This window comes from Phycisphaerae bacterium (assembly GCA_018003015.1).
Lineage (GTDB): Bacteria > Planctomycetota > Phycisphaerae > UBA1845 > PWPN01 > JAGNEZ01.
Genome location: JAGNEZ010000052.1, coordinates 25,318 through 45,726 on the forward strand (window position 1 = coordinate 25,318; position 20,409 = coordinate 45,726).

Consider the following 20,409-nt stretch of genomic DNA (forward strand, 5'->3'; position numbering starts at 1 on the left):
CCCGGCTTTCTCGCCACGCCTTGTATCTGGCCAGCCGGCCGGGTATCATGAACCGTAGATTCTCCAAAGAGGTATGTCGCGGAGTCAGTCCCGCAAAGGGGAAGGGCGAACCTCATGTTGCGGATCCACGCTCGGGGCCCAGGGAGCAGTGCGGTTATCGGCCTGGTCATGATCCTCGGATCACCAGCCGCTCATGCCGGTCTGTACCACACCAATCTGCTCAGCAATCCCAGCTTTGAGGATTACTCCACGGCCGCGGCGGCGGTCTACCAGAGTGGCTCCACCGTGCAATACGATCTCCAGACCGATAACACGACCGGCCGAGGCGTTCAGGGGTGGCTCAATTCTGGCTACGATGTCTGCGGGATCCGCACGGACGGGAGCGGCACCGGTCACAGCGGGGATTACTACGGCATGGGGGGTGGCTTCACCTCGGGCCTTGGCCAGGTCGCGGCGATGAAGCAGGATATCGACCTGCTGACCTGGGGCTTCACCGAAGCCGAACTCGACAGCCATCTGCTGGTGATGGAGGCCGGGGCGTACCTGAGCAGCTACCCCGGCGATTCCGACGCTGTCCGCTTCACCATCTACTTTCTGGACCATGGCCAGGCGGTGAAGGCCGCGGCCTACACCTCGGGCCTCCAGGCCCCTGACACCTGGACACTCTTTGAATCGGCAACCATCGCCCTGCCCTCAGGAACGCGGTTCATCCGCTTCGAGGCCGAGTTCACCAAGGCCGCCGGCAACAACAACGATGGTCGAATCGACGATGCCTGGGTGTTCCTCCGGCCGACCGTCTGGCCGTCGCCGCCCATGCTCGATCGCAACCTCTTGGCTAATCCGAGTTTCGAGCTTGGAACGCAGGGGTGGACGGTCACCGCGGGAAACCCCCGGGCTCGACCGGCCGGGCTCGACGGCGTCCCGGCCAAATCGGGTAGCCGGATGCTGGCCGGCGGACAGCGGAGTATGGACACCGATCCCAATCGGGCGGTGGCCTGTCAGGAGATCGTTCTCCCCCACTGCGGGCTCAATCGCACAGTTCTCAACGACTCCGCGAACCGGTTCTTCCTTCGCACCGAGGCGTGGTTGTACAGCTTCCAGGATGTCGGGCAGGCCAAGGTCACCGTAGATGTCTATGATACCGCCGGTGGCCTGCTGAGCCACTACGACTCCGGCCGCGTCCGGGCCAACAAGCGTCCCTCGCCCTTCTTCCATCAGGAACCGCTGGCCCGGGGCGCCTATCGCGTGGTCTTCACCTACGATGCCGTCGATCCGTCTGGCACCAATCTGGACGGCTACCTGGACGATGCCGCCGTGATCGTCAGCCGAACACCGCATCGGCCGCGATGGCACGGGCCGGTCACCATCGGGCACCGCGGGAACTCGATCATCGCACCGGAGAACACGCTATCGGCCGAGAATGCGTGTCGGGCAGGCCGTGCACACCTCGGCGAGTTCGACGTGATGCCCTGCTCGACCGGTGAGCTGGTCATCATGCATGACAGCACTGTAGACCGGACGACGGATGGCACGGGTTCAGTCTCCAGCCTGAGCCTTGCCCAACTCAAGGCGTTGGATGCGGGCTCGTGGTTCTCCTCGGATTTCATCGGCGAGCGAGTCCCCACCTTCGAAGAGATCCTGCTGACCATGCTCCCCGATGTGACCCCGTTGATCGAAGCCAAATCCGGCAAGGCAGCAGCCTACGTGGCCCAGTTGCGTGCCCTCGGGATCCAGCAGGATGTGCTCGTCCAGAGCTTCAGCTGGAGCCTGTTATCGCAGATTCACGCCCTCAATCCCGCCATCCGTCTGGGGGCCCTGGGGAGCGGCACGCTCACCGCCAGCTCAATCGCTCAGATGCAGGCCGCCGGTGCGTCGATCGTCGCCTGGGAGCAAGGTGGCGTGAGCGATGCAACCGTGACCATGATCCACCAGGCCGGCATGCAGGTTTTCGTCTGGACGGTCAACGACACGGCGGCCGTCCAGCGCTTCATCGACCTGGGGGTGGATGGCATCATCACGGATCACCCGGGCGGGGTGACCTGGCTGGTTGACCCGGCGATCCATCCGTGCGATTTCGACCTGGATTCCGACGTCGACCCAGACGACTGGGCCTTGTTCGGAGACTGCATGACTGCCCCGGGCGAGACTCCGGCGGTGGGTTTCTGCACTACGGCCGACCTCGATCGCGATGGCGACGTGGATCAATCGGATTTCGGCGTATTACAGCGTTGCTTTGTAGGCTCGGGGGCCACGGCCGATTTCGCCTGCCTTGAGCCCCATTCTCCTCCTTGACAAGATGGATTCTGACGATATACTAGGACTTATAAGTTGCGCCAAGTGCGGGCCCCAGGCCTGCACGGGATCGTATGGCGGGCCAGAGATAAAAGAGAAAGGCCCCCGCGTAGCGTAGTTCGCGGGGGTTTTTTGCGCGCGCCCTTTGTGAGACCATGGTTCCTGGTTCGTTCGTGGCGGCACATCGCGAGCCCAAGGGCGCATTTCAGTCTCTCTGTAGCAGGCCCGGGTACGTGCGTTTAGACTATGATCCAGGTGGATGACGGGAATGCCGGTGATCGAGATCGCCACCCCGGCTGAGGGCCGCGGAGGGCGGAGTGAGAGTGGAGAAGTCCCGATTCATCCGAAGTCTGGCTCGAGGGCGCGTCGCCGACAAGACCTGCAAGTATGCGGCTTCGATCGACAAGTCTGTCGTTTCGGACCGCAAAGCGGGCCTTCGAGAGCGACGAGAGCTTCGAACGAACGCATCATCTGAAGGAGAACGATCATGTCGTGTCATGGCGAATGCAGGAGAGCGGCTTTCACCCTGATTGAGGTCCTTGTGGTCGTGGCGATCATCGCATTGCTGATCGCGATCCTGATCCCATCGCTCTCGATCGCCCGCGAGCAGGCCCGGCGCGGAGTGTGCTCTCAGAACATCCGGCAGATGAACATGGCGTGCATCCAGTATGCCGACAGCGACCGCGGCGGCAACTACATGTTCAACCGGAACCCCGCCAACTACAACAACGGCACCGATAGCCTGCTGCACATCATCCCGCGCTACTTGAGGGATCCCCGGGTGGCGATCTGCCCCAGCACCGAGAATATCGTTCGCGACAGTCCCGCCGACAAGGTGGTTCCGCCGCCTCGGGGTGGCGAGGAGGCGCTCTCCAACTACCAGGCGGATCTTGATGACAATGCAGCGGATGCGGCCGATAACCGCGGAGGCCATAGCTATGAGGTCTGGGGCTTCTACGACGGGGTCTGCCGCTACCCGGACAACACCCTGATTGACGGAAAGCTGGTCCCCATCAAGGTCAGCGACACCAAGTACGTCACCATCAGCCACGTCATCAAGACCCATCGAACGGTCAAGCGGCCGTTCGACACCATTCTGCTCATCGACGCCGACGACACGGATCCCAACAACGCTCCCGACCTGCGGAACAACCACAAGGAGGCCGGCCTTAATATCGGTTTCCTGGACGGCCACGTGGTCTTCGCCAAGCCCAAGCAGCTGGCCCGCATCTACACGGCCAGTTGGCAGTGGCCACCGACCGGCTGGAACAACCCCAGTGCTGCCGTGTATGAACCGCATCTGGAGCAGACCACGGAGGATGGCCACACCCGGTATCGTGCCAAGTAGTGACGATCTGACGAGCATCCCGGTTCCTGGACGCACCAGGAGCTGGGGCTTTACAGCTACCTAGCGAGGAGGACGGATGATGAACGCGAATTGTGGGGAAAAGAGGTATCGCTCTGCGCGGACCGGGGCCCTCGGTGTCCTGGCGGTGTTGTTGGCGATGGGCGGCCAGGTGCAGGGACAACTTGTGCAGGTTTCCGTTGACCAGGGGGAATACTATCCATACCAGCTGCTGATCATGCCGAGTTCCGCGGGCGACACCGCGTTTGATCCGACCGACGGTGGCCGGATGTACATAGCGGTCGACGCTACCATCGCTTTGGGCGGCGGCGTCTATCGCGTAGACACCCTGCCCGGCGGGGCGATGGTCCCGGGCGATCAGGTCGCCCAACTCGACCGGCCGTCCGGTCTGGCCTTCGCCAGCAACGGGGATCTGGTCGCCTGTCTGGACTACCCCGGTGACGTGTACGCGATCCGCACCCCACGAAATGGATCGCCTTATACGGTTGACCACGCGATCGATCAGTTCGGAGGTGCGGCCGACGATGATCCCATCGCTCTGGGAACCGCTCCGGCGGCGTTCAGCGGCGCGGTAGCCAGGCCCGGCGACATCATTATCGCCGACCGCGGCCGGGACGATGATGGTAGCGTTCCCAATGACTTCTACGTCTACACCGCGAGCGCGACACCCGGCGACCCGGGCACGCCCACCGACCCGCTGGCCTTCATCAACTACATGGCCCCGACTCCCACGCTGGGGGCCTACGATAACATCAACATCAACGACTTCGATTTCTCGCTCGACGGGGCGAGCCTGTATACCCTGTTCGCGAACGGCACGATCGTGCAGCTCGACCCCAGCGGTAACGTCCTTCGAGAGGCGTCGATCGCCGGGGCGTCTCCCAACCCGGCGGCGATTGCCACTCACCCCGTCACCGGCCGCATCTGGGTGGCCAGCGACGACCTCGATGAGGTCTGGTCGATCGATCCAGCGACCGAGACCGTCCAGCGGGAATTGAAGTTCGCTCGTACCGGCGCGGCCGTGCCCGCGACCATCGATTTCAATGACCCCTCGCTACGGTTCAACGCCGACGGAAGCCTGTTCACGGTCAGCGATGCCTACACCCCAGGCTACGTCTGGATATTCAAGAAAGCCACGGGAACCAATCACCCCCCAACGGTGCGCATCGTGACCGACCCGCCCAGCGGGATCATGGGCAGCACCACGGCCGTGCTCGATGGCAGCACTTCCACGAACGGCGACGGCGGAATCGCCGGGCTGACCTACCAGTGGGTGCAGGCCTGGGGGCCGGCGACCGCGACCATCGCCACGCCGACCGCGCCCGTGACCACCGTGACCCTGCCGGTCAAAGGCAGCTACGTCTTCACGCTACAACTGGATGATCATCAGGCCACGGACAACGTGGCCTGCGCCTCGGTCTATCTGACCATGCCCGCGGTCAGCGTGGTTTTGCCCGTCGGCACGACCATCGCCAAGGCATCCGCGGTCTTCGCCAACGGCGATTATCCGGGTGACGCCGCGTTCGACCCGATCGATAACGACACCATCTACATCACCAAGGACAACTCCGCCAGCACCACCCCAGGATCGGGCGGGGGCATCTATCGCATCAATCACAAGAGCGATGACAGCTATGAGCTCGGCGAGCAGATCGCCAGCGCTGCCAACCCCTCTTCTTTGACCTTCACGCCGGATGGCACCCTCTGGTGGGTGCATGACTTCGCCGGCACGCTGTTCCGAGTCGTTTCCCCTAGCAGTGGAGCACCCTATATCGTCGAGCCGGTGATCAGCTCGTTCCTCGGCTCCGGCGACGACGATCCGATCGCCGTGGCCGCGGCGCCGCCGGGCTTCTCCAGCACACTCGTCAGCCCGGGCGATATCATCATCGGCGATCGCGGTGTGGACGACAACCCTCCGCAAGGCGTGTACGTCTTCCCGCCTGCGCTCTACACCGGAGCACCCCTGACGGGCTACAGCACCTTCCTTGTGCCTACGTCCTCACTCAGCGCATACCCCTCCGACATGGACGGCATGTCCTTCGGGCCCGACCCGGCCCGCAGCAACGAGATCGTCATGTACGTGTCTTTCGACAACGGCAAGATCGTCAAGTTCGCGGCCGACGGCACCTTCCTGCGTGAACTCGCCGTGACCGGCGTCACGCTAGCCAATCTCGATTCGATGGGCGTCAACCCCAAAGATGGCCGCATCTGGGTCGGCGATGACAACCTCGATCAGCTCTGGTCGATCGATCCGGTCACCGGCGAGGCTCAGTTGGAAGTCTCCTTCTACCGCGAGGGCGAGACACGCCCGGATTACCAGATCAACTTCCACGATCCGAGCATCAAGTTCTCCAACAACGGCAAGAAGATGGTGGTGTGCGACACCACTCAGAACGTGACCGAAGGCTGGATCTGGATCTTCGAGTTCAGCGAGCCGTTCCCCTTCGATTGGGACAAGGATTTGGACGTGGACAACACCGATCTGGCCGGGTTTGCCCAATGCTTCAGCGGGCCGGCGATTCCTCAGACCATCCAGGGTTGCACGCGAGCCGACGTGGACAAGGATGGCGACGTCGATCAGGCGGACTTCGGCGTGTTCCAGGAGTGCTACAGTGGAGCCGGCCACAGTTACGATCCCGCGTGCGTGAACTGACCTTCAAGCAGCTGCACGCCATAGTGCCTCTTGACGCCACCCCCGGCGTTTGGTCCCCGGGGGTGGCGTCGTTTTGGCTGCCCGCGGCACGGCCGGCAGCGAAGGATTCGGACCCGGCCAAGGTGGATGCTTCCGCGGACGTGTCGATCCGGATGCTGATCAAGCTGACTCTGCGCGCGGGACTTGCCCTGCAAGTCGTGACGGGATAGACCAGGGAGATGCGGTTCAGTCGCCTGTTTGAGCCTGTTGCCGTGGTTCGCGGCCTGCTCGGTGTCGTGCTGACCTTCGCGCCGGTGTGCGCGGGGTGTGGGCGTCCGTCGCTTCGCTTTGTGGAACCACCTCGTCTCGAATACCGCATGCTGCCCCCGATGCCGCTGGGGCTCGGCGGAGCGTATTCCGGCCTGGCCGGGAATACCCTCCTTGTGGCCGGAGGCACGTTCTTCTCGGTGCCGCCCTGGATCGGGGGAGTGAAGCAGTGGGATGGCCGCGTTTTCGCCCTGGCTCCGGGCGCGGGAGCCTGGGAAATGGTGGGCCGCCTGGGGCCGCCGTTGGCCTACGGGGCCTCCATCACGACACCACGCGGCGTGGTGCTGGCCGGCGGCGGCGATGCCCAGCGGCACTTCGACACGGTCCGGCTGCTCACCCTGGCGAACGGGCGAGTACACTTCGATACCCTTCCGCCGCTGTCCCGGCCGGCCGCCTATCTCGAGGGAACCCGGCTCGGAGACACCGTCTATGTGGCCGGCGGGCGTTCGGCCCCCGATGCCCCCCAGGCGATGCGTCGTTTCCTCGCTCTCGATCTGGATCGGCTCGGCGACGGGTGGCGCGAGTTGGAGCCTTGGCCCGGCCCGGCCCGGATCTTCCCTTGTGTGGTCGGTCAGGATGGCGCGGTCTACGTCTTCAGTGGCGCCGAACTGGTGCCCGGGAAGGACGGATTGTCCGAACGCCGCTACCTGACCGACGCCTACCGATACCGCCCCGGACAGGGATGGAGCCGCATCGCCGACCTGCCTCACGCGGTGGTTGCGGCCCCCGTCGTTGCCTGGGGCGATCGTCAGATCCTGGTCTTCGGCGGAGATGACGGACGACTGGCCGCCCAGGGCGCTACCCTGGGCAATGGTCATCCGGGCTTCCGGCGTGAAGTCCTTGTCTACGACACCGGGGCAGATGGATGGGCGGTCGCACAGGGCTTGCCATCACTTGCGGTGACGACCTCGGCGAGCCTGAGCGGCAGGACGATCCTTATTCCCACGGGCGAAGATCGCCCCGGGCATCGGACCGCGACGGTCCTGGCCATCAGGCCGATGACAGGTATCTCTCGCTCAAATCCCTGACGGGAGGAGGCTCGACGTTCTGCGGCGTCATTTCGCGGGTGGGGCGATGCCTGCCAGCACTTCCTTGTAAGGCTGAGCTTCCGGGCGATCCTCCTGCCCTTTGAGCGCCCGCTGGTACTGCTGGCGAGCCTGGGCCAGGTACTGCTGGGCCTCGTCGCCGGTGCTCAGATTGGCCAGCAGGTAGTTGATCGCCCCGAGGTTGGCATGCAGGACCCAGAGCTGCTTGAGCGGGTCGTCCGCCTGGTTGTAGGTTTCGAGGGCCGATCGAGCGGCCTTGACCGCGGCGGCGTGGGCCTCGTCGGCAGTCGTGCCGGCGGCGTCAGATTTGACGACCGCCTGGGGCAACTCTGCGGCGTTGGCCCCCTCGGGCAGCAAGCTGGCCTCGGGCTTGACGCCGAGGGTTTCAAGCACCGCGAGCAGTCGGGCGTGCCGTCGCAGGCTCTCTTCGCGCTGGGCCTGGGTCATCGCTACGACATAGGCCATGTCGCCCTCCAGGGCGATCGCGTGGCCGGCGGTGAACTTGTTGCCCGCGATCAGGGTCAGGCGTGGGTTGCGTGATTCCGGAGCATTATCCTGGTTCAATCGCTCCGCGTTCTGCATCCGGTTCTCGGCCGCGGCCTTGGCCCGCCGAGCAGCCTGTTGGCCAGCGCCCTCGGCCAATCCGATCCCCTTGGCGGCCAACTGCTCGGCTTCGAGCAGGGCGGCGATCGCCGCCTTCGCCGCTTCGCCAGCCCGCTCCGCGAAGGTGGCCTGCTCGGCCTTCAACTGGGCGAGTTGCTTGGTCAGTGTGTCCTGGCGGCGATTGAGCTCGGCGGTCTGCCTTTGGATTTCCTTCAGCAGGACGTTGTTCGACTCGATCAGCCCTTGTTCGGCCTTGAGATCACTCTGGAGCGCAACCAGGCCCCGCTCTGCGCCCTGATCCCCGGATAACGGGGCGCTGAGGATGTCGTCCTCGTGTACCGCGTCCGTCTTGGCTCCCTTGATGGCTCCCTGGGCCAGCATGGTCGACTCGCGGAAAGCTGCCCGGTTGGCGGCCGACGCGGCGTTGTAGTCCTTGACAAAGTTGTTCAGGGCTGCAGGGTCGGTCGACTTCACGCCCGCATCCTCCAGCTTGAACATCTTCTGCTCGGCTTCCGAGGCCTGGGCCTGGGCGGCCGCCAGCCGCGTCTGAACGCCCTTGATCTGCTCAGTCAGCTTCGCCACAGTCTTTTCAGCGGCGGCGATGGCCGCCTGCACCTGGCCCTTCCGTTCGGTGAGCTTGGCGATCTGGGCGTCCAGAGGCTGGGTATTCTCTGCGGATTGTTCGGCGACCTCGGCCTCCGGGGCCTTCTTGGCGGCCTCGACGGTGGCCGGCTTGGGCGCCTCCTGGTCCCTCTTGCTGCGATGGAGCAGCTTGTTGATCAGACTGCCGAGCCCGCTCTTCTTTGCGCCGGCGGTCGGCTGGGCCGCGGGTTGCCCCGCGACGGCTTTGGCGGGTTCGTCGACTGAGGCGGCCGGTGCAGCCCCCGTCTGCGACGCCGGCACGCCGGTGTCGTCCAGATGGACAAGAACATGCTCCTGGCCGAGTTCGCGGGCAATCGAGGTCACCTCCACTTCAAGTCGATTCCAGGCCAGGACGTTCGCGTCGAACTGTTCACGGGCTTGGTCGGCCAGGGCGATCTGGACGGCGGCCTGACGGCGATTCAGGTCGGCCTGCTGGTAGCACAGAATGGCCTCAAGTCGCGTCGCGGTCGGGTGATTCTCACCGGTGGCTTCTCCGTCGCTCAGCCCGCGAGCTTCCTGGACGATCTTGAGGGCCTCGGAAAGCAGGGTGGCATTGCGGTTCAGGCTTTCCTGAAGCGTCTGGTAGGCCTGAGCGCCCTCCGGTTCGGCGGAGTCGGGCGGAGACACGCCGGCCAATTGAGCATAGGAATTACCCAATTCAGACTCGCGCTCTTTCTGCTGCTGCAGGGACTGGTCGAAGCTGTTTCGCTCCAGATCCGCGAGCGTCTGCTGCCATTTCTCCGTCGGGACGTCCGCGGGCTGGCTGGCCGACGGTCCCAGGATGGCCGCAAGCCGGATGTCCGCAGGGTTGTAGTCCCACAACATCCGCTTGGCGATCTCCACCTGGGCATCGATCTGCTTGAAGAGCCTGGCTTCCGGCGACTGCAGGGGTGAGGCGGTGAACATCCCCACCAAGACGACCGCCAGAATGATGCCGACGATGGCTATGACTGGAGTATATTGCTTCACACTGTAACTCCTCGCAGCTCACCCCGCTTTGTCGAGACGGAGGGCTATGGTAGCGATACCAGTACCATGATTGGGCGTCAGCGTCAACGAGCCCAGGTCCCGGGGAATAGGGCTGCCGGCTTGGCTTGGCGGGCCGGCGTCCGGAGGTTCCAGTAGGGCGACCAGTGGAGCGTGTCGCCAGGATACTACTCCGTCTCGATCACCTCGATTCTCAGTCGGCCGAGATTAAGCCAGGTTGAGGTGACCATGTCCGCGAGCCCGGCGTCTCCGTTGGCGCTGACCGACATGGTGATGTGGCTTGGATCGACGTCGGTCTGTCGAAGGGCGGCATCGAGATCCACCCACTCCCCTTCGATCCAGAACTGGCTCCACATGTGGCCGACCAGCACGTGTTGCTGGCCACCGAATCCCCCGTCGGCGTAGACCAGCCCCGTGACCACGCGGGTGGGGATGCCCTTGGCTCGCCCCAGGGCGGCCAGGAGAATGCCGTGCTCGCTGCAGTCGCCTTCTCGGCTGCGGGCGACCTCGCTGGCGGTCGCGAACCCGACGCTGAGATTCTTGCTGTTGATGTGCTCGCTCACGAATCGGGTGAGCTTCTCGCCGAGTTGTCGTGGATCCTCCTCGTCGCCAGCGGCCTGGTCGGCCAGCTTGCTGACCTCCGCATCCTTCCAGTTGACGGAGGAACTGGCCGAGAGGTAGTCCTCGCGCTCGCTCGCCGAGAGCTTGGAGGTGGCTTTAGGACCGCTGTGGGCCGACGGGCGCGTGACAACCAAAGTCACGCTGTCATCGTCTTTGGCGGTGACTTTCTGGATGCTGGTCTCCGGGAAGTCGGGCATCTTGATCTCATCGGTTCCCGGTTTGAGTCCGATCCGGTAGGTGATCTTGCGGACTTCCTTCGGGTCGATTGACCGGTTCAGCTTGACGAGCATGTTGAGAGTCAATTCGGCCGGGTCATTGTCCGAGGTGGCGACCGCCCGCGAACAAGCCAGCAGTTCGATCGGGATGTCCATGACGGTCATCTTCATCCGCACGACGTCGCCGCTTTCGGTGACCCAGGTGACGGTTTCCAGATCGCTGCCGCCCAGGCCGAACGTCCCCGGCATGTGTATCTTCTGCTGGGTTCGGATGGCGTCGACCTTGCGGCCGAACAGGTCCACGGTCTCCGGCCCGATGATCTCGACGCGGGTGGGCAGCAGTTTGGTGGGCGACAGGGTGGGGTCGTAGATCCCGATCTCGTAGCGGGTACCGGCCTTGAGGCCGTGCTTGAACTGCTCGCGGTAGACCGCCCAGTCCAGCATGGCTCCGGGGGGAAGGTCATGGACCTTGGTGGGCAATTCCTGGCCAAACTGGCTCTGGCTGATCGATACCTGACCGTCCTTGAAGGTAGCCTTGGTGGTGACCGGGTTCTTGCCCAGATACTGGGTCTGGGAATAGGAGATTGGGCGCCCGTCGATGGTCTCCCGTGTTTTCTGATCGATGCCCAGTCCGATCTCGACCGATTCTCTGCGGACGCTTAGCTTCATCTTCGTCCAGCTCTGGATGATGTCGGTGTCCGCCCCCTTGATACGCTTCATCTGAATGTGCATCTGTCCGCACTTGTGCCCGTTGAGCATGACCGTGTACCACTCATCGGCGAAGACACCGACGGGTGGATTGAGCGGATCGGCGGGCCGGTCGGTGGATATCGGCTCAGCGGCCTTCGACTCTGCGAGCACGACATTCGGCAACAGCGACACAAGCAGGCCTATGCGCCAGATCGTTTGCATGATGATTACCTTCGACAAGAGCCGTATCTCGTTCGGGACGTCCCGGGTCGCCGACCCTCGGTTCCTGGCCGCGGTCAGACGCCCTTCTTCTGAGGGTGAACAGGATACCACGGCGGCGTTCATTTCTCACCGGTCGAAGAACTTGCGGCATGCGTAGGCGGTGATGGCCCGCCCGGTGCGGGCGATGGATTCGGTGAGGGGGATTTCCTTCGGACAGACCTTGACGCAGTTTTGGGCGTTGCCGCAGGAGCTGAGTCCGCCGGGTCCCATGAGAACCTCGAGCCGCTGGGGGGCGATCGCCTTGCTGGTGGGGTGGGTGTTGTGCAGGGCCACCTGATTGATTGCGGCCGGGCCGATGAAGCCCGAGGGTTCGCCGACCTGGGGGCAGGCCTCCAGGCAGCAGCCGCAGCTCATGCACCGGGAGAGGGGGTAGCCGATCTCCTGTTCCTCGGGTGACACCCGGGCGGGGTGGCCCAGATCATAGTAGCCGTCCACCGGATTCCAGGCCTTGACTTTGGTGAGGTCGGCGAACATGCGCGAGCGATCGACGATCAGGTCGCGGACCACGGGGAATTTGGTCATCGGCTCGAGCCGGATGACCTCGCCCTCTTCTTTGGTGAGTCTGTCGACCAACGCGGTGCAGGATTGGCGCACCCGGCCGTTGATGATCATGGTGCATGCCCCGCAAACCTCCTCGAGGCAACTGCACTCCCAAGCCACGGGGGCCACCTTCTCGCCTCGGGCCGTTCGCCCGATCTCGGCGATGCGCTGCAGACAGGAAATCACGTTCATCTGGGCTTCGTAGGGAATGTCGAAGTCCTGCCAGTAGCTGGCTTGGCCCGGTCCATCCTGGCGTCGGATCTTGAGCCTGACTCTGCGTTCAGCCATGTTCGCTATCCGCCTATCGATCGCTGGTCCTCGGTTTCCGGCCGCGGTCGTGACGCATGGACCGTCACTTGGCGTCATGGGCCCGCGCCCTGGGTTTGTTCTGTTCCTGCTGCATGGTCCGCCACATCTGCTCGATCACCTCCGCGCCGACCAGGCCATAGGTGCGTGGTCGCGGCGGGATCAACGACGTATCCACGGCTTCGTAGGAAAGCGTGGTCCCGCCGGGTCGATAGGTGGCGATCGTGGTCTTGAGCCACTGATCATTCTGCCGGCGGAAAGCCTCACACCACCTGCGGGCCTCGGTGTGAATCTCATCCGGGTCGTCGCTCTTGGGCGGCGGGATGAGACAATCCGGCTTGAAGTGCGAACCCCGACTCTCGTCCCGGAGCAAGGCGGACCGAGCAATGACCTGAGCGAGGACCAGCATGTCGCCCAGTGCCCGGGCGAAGCTCAAGCTCTGGTTCATCCACTGGCCGTCGTCGGACAGTTCGAGATGCTGATACCGATGGTTCAGCTCGTCGATCTTGGCCAGGGTCTGCTCGATGGTCCGGTTGTACCGCACGACCGTGCAACTGGCCGTCATGGTTTGGCCGAGTTCGCGGTGGAGGGTATAGGGGTTCTCCTGGCCCCGGCTGTTGCGGAGTCGATCCTCCTGGGTCTTGTGTTCGGCCACGGCGGCGTCAAAGAGCGAGGTCGGCAGGTCTGCGGCCGATCCCGCAGGCAGACTGCGCAGCCAGGTATCGATCCCGGGCGCGACCAGCAACCCTGAGAAGATGCAGCTCAGCAGGGAGTTCGCCCCCAGGCGGTTGGCTCCGTGATATTGGTAGTCGGCTTCGCCAATCGCGAACAGGCCCCGGATGTTGGTCATGTGGTTGCGCGGCGAAGCTTGGGTCAGTCCGCCGGTCCGGTCGTTCTTCTCGTAGTCGCACCACAGGCCGCCCATGGTGTAGTGCACCGAAGGGAAGATCCGCATCGGCTCCACTCGGGGATCAACCCCCTGGAACTTCTCGTAGATCTCGATGATGCCGCCCAGTTTCCTGAGCGAGGTCGGCGGCAGTTCGGTCACATCGAGATAGACACAGTAGGCGCCCTGAACGACCGACAGGCCGAGGTTGACGCAGACATCGAAGATCTCGCGGGTGGCGATGTCGCGTGGCACGAGGTTGCCGTACTGAGGGTATCGTTCTTCGAGGAAGTACCAGCGCTCGCGGGCGGGGATATCGCGCGGATCGCGGGTGTCGCCCGGCTTGCGCGGGACCCAGACTCGGCCGCCTTCTCCTCGGGCCGACTCGCTCATCAGCCGGTCCTTGTCCGCCCCGGGGATGGCCGTCGGGTGGACCTGGATGAACTCCGGATTGGCGTAGCGGGCACCGGCCTTGAAGGCCCGGGTGCCGGCCGCCCCAGTGCACAGAATCGAGTTGGTGCTCTTGCCAAAGACCGCCCCGCAGCCGCCCGTGGCCAGCACCACGGCATCGGCTCGGAACGCTCGCATCTCCATCGAGCGCAGATCCTGGGCCACGATGCCTCGGCAGTAGCCCCGGTCGTCGATCACCGGGCCGAGAAACTCCCATGGTTCGTACAGCGTGACGGTCCCCTCGGCCGTCCATCTGCGCACCTGCTCGTCCAGGGCGTAGAGCAGTTGCTGGCCGGTCGTCGCACCCGCGAAGGCGGTCCGCTTGTACAGCGTGCCGCCGAATCGCCGAAGGTCGCGGTGCCCTTCCGGGGTGCGGTTGAACATGACCCCAATGCGGTCCATGAGATCGCAGATCCGCTCACCCCAGTCGCACATCTCCTTGACCGGTGGCTGGTGCTGAAGAAATGCTCCACCGTAGACGGTATCATCGAAGTGCTTGTACTCGGAATCGCCGAGCGCCCGGGTCACGTGGTTGACCGCGTTGATGCCGCCCTGGGCGCAGACGCTGTGCGACCGCTTGACCGGCACCAAGCTGAGGAGGTCGACCTGGATGCCGAACTCCGCCAGTTTCATCGTGGCGGCCAGGCCGGCCAGCCCGCCGCCAACCACGACTACCCGTTGCTTTGCCATACGTGTTGACCAACCTCAACTGACTGGTTCCATGCCGCATCCATCGCGGTCGCCGGGGCCGGCTGCCGGGGGGCGGCGTTGGGGTAAGCCAGCATCCCCATCTGGGCAATCAGCCCAATCACACCCAGAATCGTGCCGATGACCGCACAGACCACGCCTGCTCGATACTGCGCCTGCCGCCCCACGGTGACGCCCCAGGTGATCAGGAACGTCCACAGGCCGGTCCCGAAATGGTAGCATGAGGCCATGATGCCAATCGAGTAGACCGGAATCGACCACCATCGGTGATATTGAATCGCCCAGGCGGCCGTGGCCGATGCCTGTTCCGGCTCGAACATGGCCCCGGCACCTCCGGGAACGATCTCGCCAAACCAGTGCACGTGCCACAGGTGCACCAGGATGAAAACCAGCACGATGAGTCCGGTGATCCGTTGCAGGGTGTATCGCCAGTTGCACCAGAAGGGATAGAGGTGAACGTTGGGTCTGCTCTCTCGCCAGATCATGACGCCCAGTGCGGCGTGGAATGCCAGGGGCAGGAAGATGAACAGAATCTCCGCCGGGACCAGGAACACGCCTAGGGCGTGAATTCGGTCCACCGCGGCCTGGAAACGGTCCCCTCCCCCACGGCTGAGCACAATCATGGAATTGACGCACAGGTGAAACACCAGGAAAGTACCGATCGGGACGACGCCGGTCAGCGAATGCAGCCTGCGGAGCAGAAATTCGTTCAAATTGGGAGTCTGTGACTTGGTGGTATCCACCGGAAACTGCTCCTCTGCCGGAACGGGCCGGAGAATCGTGACCGGAGCATTATAGATGGCGTTCCGACAAGCCACAATGCACGCCCCAGGGCCTGCCGGCGGCCTCTCAGGGGCTGAAGCTCGATCCGATCGTTGGACAGGGCTTGGTGCGTTGGCATACGGTGGGGTGTGGATCGCGTCAGATCGCGAAGGGCCCGGGCTTCATGCGATGTCAGCCAGATTGTCCTTCGGATGGCGGTTGGCTGGGCAGGCCGTCAAGCGTTCTTGGGGCCGAGAGCCGCGCCGGTCCTCGGGTGGCGGGTTCAGGCCCGAACGACGGTCAACCTGCCGCAGGGTTCTCTTGTAGGTGGAACAACCGCTGGGCGGCTTTCATCGCATCCTGATCGCCGAGCACCACCGCCACATCGTTTGGCTGAAGAACGGTCCCGCCGTTGGGCACAAAGTACTCGCCGTCTCGATTGACCAGAACGATCAGCGCGCCTCGCGGGAGCCCCAGTTCGATGATCCGTTTGCCCGCGGCACCCGAGTCGGGGCCGACAACGACATCGGCCATGGTCGCTCGGGCGCTTTCCTCCGTTCGCTCGAGTTCCAGGGGGGTCCGTGGCCTGCGTTGAAGGGGCCTGTCGAGCCCCAGCCATTTGGCAACCAGCGGAAGGGACTTGCCTTGTAGAAGAACAGAGGTGATAACCACGAAGAACACCAGGTTGAAGATCGTGTCCGCGCCTGACAGGCCAGCCATCATGGGGAACGTCGCCAGGACGATCGGGACAGACCCTCGCAGGCCGACCCATGAAGTCAATAGTTTCTCGCGCCACGTCAGCCGACTTCCTGCAAGGCAGAGCATGACGCTCACCGGCCTGGCAACTACCATGAGGAATCCGCAAAGCATCACTCCGGATCCGATCACGGGAATCAGGCGGGAGGGGAAAACCAGGAGACCCAGGGTCAGGAACATGGCGATCTGCATCAACCACGCCAGGCCGCCGTGGAACCGCATCAGGCTCCGCTTGTGCAGGAAGTCTCCGTTTCCGAGGATGATCCCGGCCAGGTACACTGCCAGAAAGCCGTTGCCGCCCAGCAAGTCGGCCGCCCCGAAAACCAGCAGCACGCACGCGAGCGTCAGGACCGGGTATAGGCCCTCGTACTCAAGCCGAATCTTGTTGATCAGGTAGATGATCCCCCTGCCGAACAGCAGGCCCACGGCCGTTCCTACGAGCATCTGCTGAACGAAGGCTGGGACCGCGCTCCACCAAGGGGCGCTGGGATTCTGCAAGAGGCTCACCATGGTGGCGGTCAGGAACACCGCCATCGGGTCGTTGCTGCCCGATTCAAGCTCCAACAACGGTCTGAGCCGGCCCTTCAGGCTGACGCTTCGCGACCGCAGGATGGCGAACACGGCCGCAGCATCCGTTGAGGAGATCACCGAGCCCAGCAGCAGACCTTCCAGCCAGGAGAAGCCCAACCGCATGACCGCAAAAGCGGCCACCAGGACGGCGGTCAGGAAGACGCCCGCAGTGGCAAGGATCATGCCGGTTCGGAAGACCGGCCTGACGCTTTGCCAATCGGTGTCCAACCCGCCCGAGAACAGGATGTAGGCCAACGCCAGGGTGCCCAGGAACTTGGCCGTGCGGGCATCATCAAAGTAGATCCCCCCCGGCCCTTCCGAACCCGCCAACATGCCGATCAACAGGAACATGAGGAGCGCCGGCACCCCCAGACGTTCCGACGCCTTGCTGGCCAGTACGCTGGCTAGGAGCAGAACAGCCACACCAAGAAATATCGAGTCTTCAGCCATACCATCCGCCCGCAATCGTTCGGCCGTCGTTTGCCGACCCTCGCAGCCAGGTCAGCTTAACCCAACACGGCGGTATGCTCCACACTGGGGCCCCGGACGCCGTTCTTGCCTGAACCACGCCCTTTTCGCGGTCAATTGACACCAGGGTAACGCCAGAAAGATCGGCTTGTTCCGGCCAATACACGTTGCACTGAGCACGGATGTGCCCCTTCAGGGCCCAGGCACGTGTTCGATCTTCTCCATGAGCTTGTTGCCGAGCGCTGAGGCCACCCGCCATCAGCACACCCCTGGGCCTCGTTGTGATCGACACTATCGCGGCTGACTCTGAGCCGGCCGGGACGGCGAGTTCCCAGCCTGCTGTTCGTACTCGCGATTGAGCCCCTCCCAGAGGGCAGACATCTCTCGGACGCGCTCGGGCTGGACGGCGGCTAGATCGTGCGATTCGATCCGGTCAGCCTTTAGATCGTAGAGCTCCCAGACGCCTCCGCCGTCCGATTCGGAAACCAGCTTCCAGTCGCCAACTCGCAAGGCCCGGTTCCCCTCGTGGCTCCAGAAGAGGCACTCGTGCGGGATCGTGACATCCCGCGCGAACAGCGGCGTCAGGCTTCGGCCCGGCAACGGCGGACGGGCGAGTCCGTTCCACTCCCGCGGCGGAGTCACTCCGGCCAGTTCGAGAAACGTCGGCACCAGGTCGATGATGTGCACCGGCGAGTGGCCCAGTTGGCCACCGGTTCGGATCCCCGCCGGCCAATGTAGGATCCCCGGCGTGGAGATGCCCCCTTCGTGAACCCAGATCTTGTGCCGGCGGAATGGGGCATTGGATACGGTGGCCCAGCCCGGCCCCAGGCAGAGAAACGAGGCCGCCGAGCCGGGATCAGCCGCTCGATCATGCCCATCGCCCCGGACCATCAGCGTGGCGTCCGCCCCATTGTCCGAGAGAAAGACGATCAGAGTATTGCCCCAGGTTCCCATCTTGCGGATCTGCTCGAGCACCCGCCCAACTTCCTGATCGAGCCGATCGACCATGGCCGCATGGATAGCCATCTTCGTGGCCTGCAGCCGCCGCTGTTTGGGCGTCAGCGAATCCCACGCAACCGCGCGTTCCACTTCGCCGGAGCCAATCTGCTTGAGGAGAGTGGGCTTGAGATAGCGCGGCGTGAAGCTCGGGTCTCTGGCCGACAGTTCGCAGTCCACGATCCCGGCCGCGCGCAGCTTCTGCCACCGGGCTCGGCGAACGACCTCCCAGCCCGCCATGTAGCGGTCGCGATACCTGGCAATGTCCGCAGGCAGGGCATGCAGCGGGAAGTGCGGAGCGATGAACGCCAAGTAGAGGAAGAACGGCTCACCATGATGCTGGGCATCATGTTCGGAAAGGAACTCAACGGCCCGCTGGGCGAAGACGGTCGTGGCGTAGTAACCGTCGCCCGGCTTGACCGGCGGAGCCTGCTGATCGTCAAGGAAATGGGCCGTGGGCGTGAAGTAGCGATTCCAGTCCTCGAAGTGGTAGGAGCGGTCGAACCCGCCGTTCAGCACCTTGCCGTCCACGTGCCATTTGCCCGAATGGTAGCTGCGATAGCCGGCCGGCTTGAGGAGCTGGGGCAGGAGGGCCGCCCATGCGGGACGCTGCCCCGCCGGGTCGCGATTAACCTGCTGGGCGTAGTAGCCGGTCATCAGGCACGCCCGCGTCGGCCAGCATCGACCCGTGTTGTACAGCTGGGTCAGCCGCAACCCACCCTCCGCCAACCGATCCAGATTCGGCGTGGCGATTTCCCCGCCGTAGCAGCCGATGTCGGAGAAGCCCATGTCATCGGCCAGGATGAGCACGATGTTCGGTCGGGGGGCCTGCTCGGCGGCCGCCTCGAGCACCCCAGCCTCGGAGGTTGGCAGCATCGCCATCGCCGCGATCACCGCATATGCAAACCAACCAGGGAGTAGTGTCTTGGATGCCATGCCAGCCTCGCTGCAGAAGGGAGAGCGATCGCTTCGATCGATTTCTTCCAGTAACATAGACATCCTACCGCAGTGCGAAGGCGCCGACCATTTTTCGATCTCCCGGTGCCGACGGCTTTGCGGTTTGTGACCCGAGGCGGAACAAAGCACATCGTCAGGCGGGCCACAAGCAGGTCAAGGCCGCCTAGACTCAGGCCCCTCACAGGTCCCGTGTTGCTCACTCCGACACTGCGTGAGTCTCACCCCAGCAGCGTCCGCATGGCCGGCATCAGCACCTGCTCAGTCTCCGGGGCGACACGCGACCATCGCCCGGTCTCGTAGCCGCCCTGACAGTAGGCGATCTCTGTGCCGACATACTGCACCGTGCAGTCACCGTACGCCGCCATGCAGACAAACCGATCCGGTCGCATGGCCGCAGCAGCGAGCTGGTACTCGACGAACAGCTCACCAGGCATGTGCAGCACGTCGGCGCTGCCCAGACGCAGCCGTGAGAGGTCGAGCATATCACCCCGGGCACACCGGCGAATCCAGATCAGCTCGCTGGCGACCACCACTCGTTCGACCAGTTTCTCGTTCGGATTATCCAGGACGCTCAGGCACTTCGCTTCGTGAAGATCTCTCCGGATCGGAAACTTCACCGGCAGTACCCGCCAACCGACATCCTGCGCGCCGATGGCCTGCTTCTTCATGCTGTCCCATGCCCGAGCCATGCCGTCCGCCAGCCGGCCGGCCAGCTCGAACCGGCGGCTCGGGGCACCGTCGTTGTACTTGCTGGCGGCCAAATTCCCCCCCGCCCCGTTGAAATGCACATGCGCCGCCTCCGGCACCGTCGCCTCCCGCAGCCCCCGCGCCAAGCCTACGAAGTCCGCACTGACCGACCCTCGACCATAGAAACTCTGGGGGTGAGTTGCGTAATAGGTCATCGACACCAGCGGCACATCGCCGTCCCAGAAACTGATCAACTTGACGTCCGGATCGACGGTGCCCTCTGGTGCAGCTCGGGCGACCGGATCCGTGCAGGCACTCATGCGTGCGTAAAGAACCTTCCCGTCGGGACCCAGGACCCGCCGGTTTGACGCGACGCGATCCACCTTCGCCTGCCCGAGCCCCAGGTGCGTCACCCGTCGCGGCTGGCCAAGACTCCTCGACACAACCTCCCCAACCCGAGCAACCGCAGCCCGGGCCCACGCCACGTCGAACGTGCTGCCGCTCAAACCCCGGGGAGCTAGCAGTTCCTCAATATCGAAGTCCACGCTCGGGGCATCGTGTTGATGCAGCGTATGAACCGCTACCCGATCAGGCGTCGTCCCCGCTGCCTGTGCCAGGAC

13 protein-coding genes are annotated in these 20,409 nt (G+C 64.0%); 5 read left to right on the forward strand and 8 right to left on the reverse strand.

Features of this window, described 5'->3' with window-relative positions; translation table 11 throughout:
- Positions 1 to 114: 114 nt before the first annotated feature.
- The 5 genes from KA354_18790 (at position 115) to KA354_18810 (ending at position 7,645) form a co-directional block, all read left to right on the forward strand.
- Positions 115 to 2,292 (forward strand): hypothetical protein, encoded by a 2,178-nt coding sequence (locus tag KA354_18790; GenBank protein MBP7936694.1) that lies wholly within the window; start codon positions 115 to 117, stop codon positions 2,290 to 2,292.
- 487 nt (positions 2,293 to 2,779) lie between these two features.
- Positions 2,780 to 3,640, forward strand: a complete 861-nt coding sequence (locus tag KA354_18795) for a prepilin-type N-terminal cleavage/methylation domain-containing protein (GenBank protein MBP7936695.1) — start codon at positions 2,780 to 2,782, stop codon at positions 3,638 to 3,640.
- Positions 3,641 to 3,716: 76 nt separating this feature from the next.
- Positions 3,717 to 6,311 (forward strand): hypothetical protein, encoded by a 2,595-nt coding sequence (locus KA354_18800; protein ID MBP7936696.1) that lies wholly within the window; start codon positions 3,717 to 3,719, stop codon positions 6,309 to 6,311.
- Positions 6,299 to 6,520 carry a hypothetical protein gene (locus KA354_18805; GenBank protein ID MBP7936697.1) on the forward strand — a complete coding sequence of 74 codons (222 nt, stop codon included), beginning with the start codon at positions 6,299 to 6,301 and terminating at the stop codon, positions 6,518 to 6,520. The genes KA354_18800 and KA354_18805 overlap by 13 nt, the downstream gene beginning before the upstream one ends.
- A 9-nt stretch (positions 6,521 to 6,529) precedes the next feature.
- Positions 6,530 to 7,645 carry a galactose oxidase gene (locus KA354_18810; GenBank protein ID MBP7936698.1) on the forward strand — a complete coding sequence of 372 codons (1,116 nt, stop codon included), beginning with the start codon at positions 6,530 to 6,532 and terminating at the stop codon, positions 7,643 to 7,645.
- 27 nt (positions 7,646 to 7,672) lie between these two features.
- Here the strand turns inward: KA354_18810 and KA354_18815 are convergent, their stop codons facing one another.
- The 8 genes from KA354_18815 to KA354_18850 all read right to left on the reverse strand — a co-directional run.
- Positions 7,673 to 9,877 (reverse strand): hypothetical protein, encoded by a 2,205-nt coding sequence (locus tag KA354_18815; GenBank protein ID MBP7936699.1) that lies wholly within the window; start codon positions 9,875 to 9,877, stop codon positions 7,673 to 7,675.
- 185 nt (positions 9,878 to 10,062) lie between these two features.
- Positions 10,063 to 11,643 (reverse strand): transglutaminase domain-containing protein, encoded by a 1,581-nt coding sequence (locus KA354_18820; protein MBP7936700.1) that lies wholly within the window; start codon positions 11,641 to 11,643, stop codon positions 10,063 to 10,065.
- Positions 11,644 to 11,769: 126 nt separating this feature from the next.
- Positions 11,770 to 12,531: a succinate dehydrogenase iron-sulfur subunit gene (gene sdhB, locus KA354_18825; GenBank protein MBP7936701.1), complete on the reverse strand. Its 762-nt coding sequence runs from the start codon at positions 12,529 to 12,531 to the stop codon at positions 11,770 to 11,772.
- Between the two features lie 64 nt (positions 12,532 to 12,595).
- The gene (gene sdhA / locus KA354_18830) at positions 12,596 to 14,575 is read right to left on the reverse strand and encodes a succinate dehydrogenase flavoprotein subunit (protein MBP7936702.1); all 1,980 of its coding nucleotides are present in this window, start codon (positions 14,573 to 14,575) and stop codon (positions 12,596 to 12,598) included.
- Positions 14,557 to 15,336, reverse strand: coding sequence for a succinate dehydrogenase (locus KA354_18835; GenBank protein ID MBP7936703.1), 780 nt, complete (start codon positions 15,334 to 15,336; stop codon positions 14,557 to 14,559). The genes sdhA and KA354_18835 overlap by 19 nt, the downstream gene beginning before the upstream one ends.
- 319 nt (positions 15,337 to 15,655) lie before the next feature.
- Positions 15,656 to 17,131, reverse strand: a complete 1,476-nt coding sequence (locus tag KA354_18840) for a potassium/proton antiporter (protein ID MBP7936704.1) — start codon at positions 17,129 to 17,131, stop codon at positions 15,656 to 15,658.
- Between the two features lie 309 nt (positions 17,132 to 17,440).
- Positions 17,441 to 19,081, reverse strand: a complete 1,641-nt coding sequence (locus KA354_18845) for an arylsulfatase (GenBank protein ID MBP7936705.1) — start codon at positions 19,079 to 19,081, stop codon at positions 17,441 to 17,443.
- A 239-nt stretch (positions 19,082 to 19,320) separates the two neighbouring features.
- Positions 19,321 to 20,409 (reverse strand): hypothetical protein (locus KA354_18850; protein MBP7936706.1); only part of this gene is annotated, 1,089 nt, incomplete at its 5' end.

Excerpts from the sequence above, each read along its gene's own strand:
- KA354_18790 (MBP7936694.1), top strand. The coding sequence starts at position 115 with ATGTTGCGGATCCACGCTCGGGGCCCAGGGAGCAGTGCGGTTATCGGC.
- KA354_18795 (MBP7936695.1), top strand. The coding sequence starts at position 2,780 with ATGTCGTGTCATGGCGAATGCAGGAGAGCGGCTTTCACCCTGATTGAG.
- KA354_18800 (MBP7936696.1), top strand. The coding sequence starts at position 3,717 with ATGATGAACGCGAATTGTGGGGAAAAGAGGTATCGCTCTGCGCGGACC.
- KA354_18810 (MBP7936698.1), top strand. The coding sequence starts at position 6,530 with ATGCGGTTCAGTCGCCTGTTTGAGCCTGTTGCCGTGGTTCGCGGCCTG.
- KA354_18820 (MBP7936700.1), bottom strand. The coding sequence starts at position 11,643 with ATGCAAACGATCTGGCGCATAGGCCTGCTTGTGTCGCTGTTGCCGAAT.
- sdhB (MBP7936701.1), bottom strand. The coding sequence starts at position 12,531 with ATGGCTGAACGCAGAGTCAGGCTCAAGATCCGACGCCAGGATGGACCG.
- sdhA (MBP7936702.1), bottom strand. The coding sequence starts at position 14,575 with ATGGCAAAGCAACGGGTAGTCGTGGTTGGCGGCGGGCTGGCCGGCCTG.
- KA354_18840 (MBP7936704.1), bottom strand. The coding sequence starts at position 17,131 with ATGGCTGAAGACTCGATATTTCTTGGTGTGGCTGTTCTGCTCCTAGCC.
- KA354_18845 (MBP7936705.1), bottom strand. The coding sequence starts at position 19,081 with ATGGCATCCAAGACACTACTCCCTGGTTGGTTTGCATATGCGGTGATC.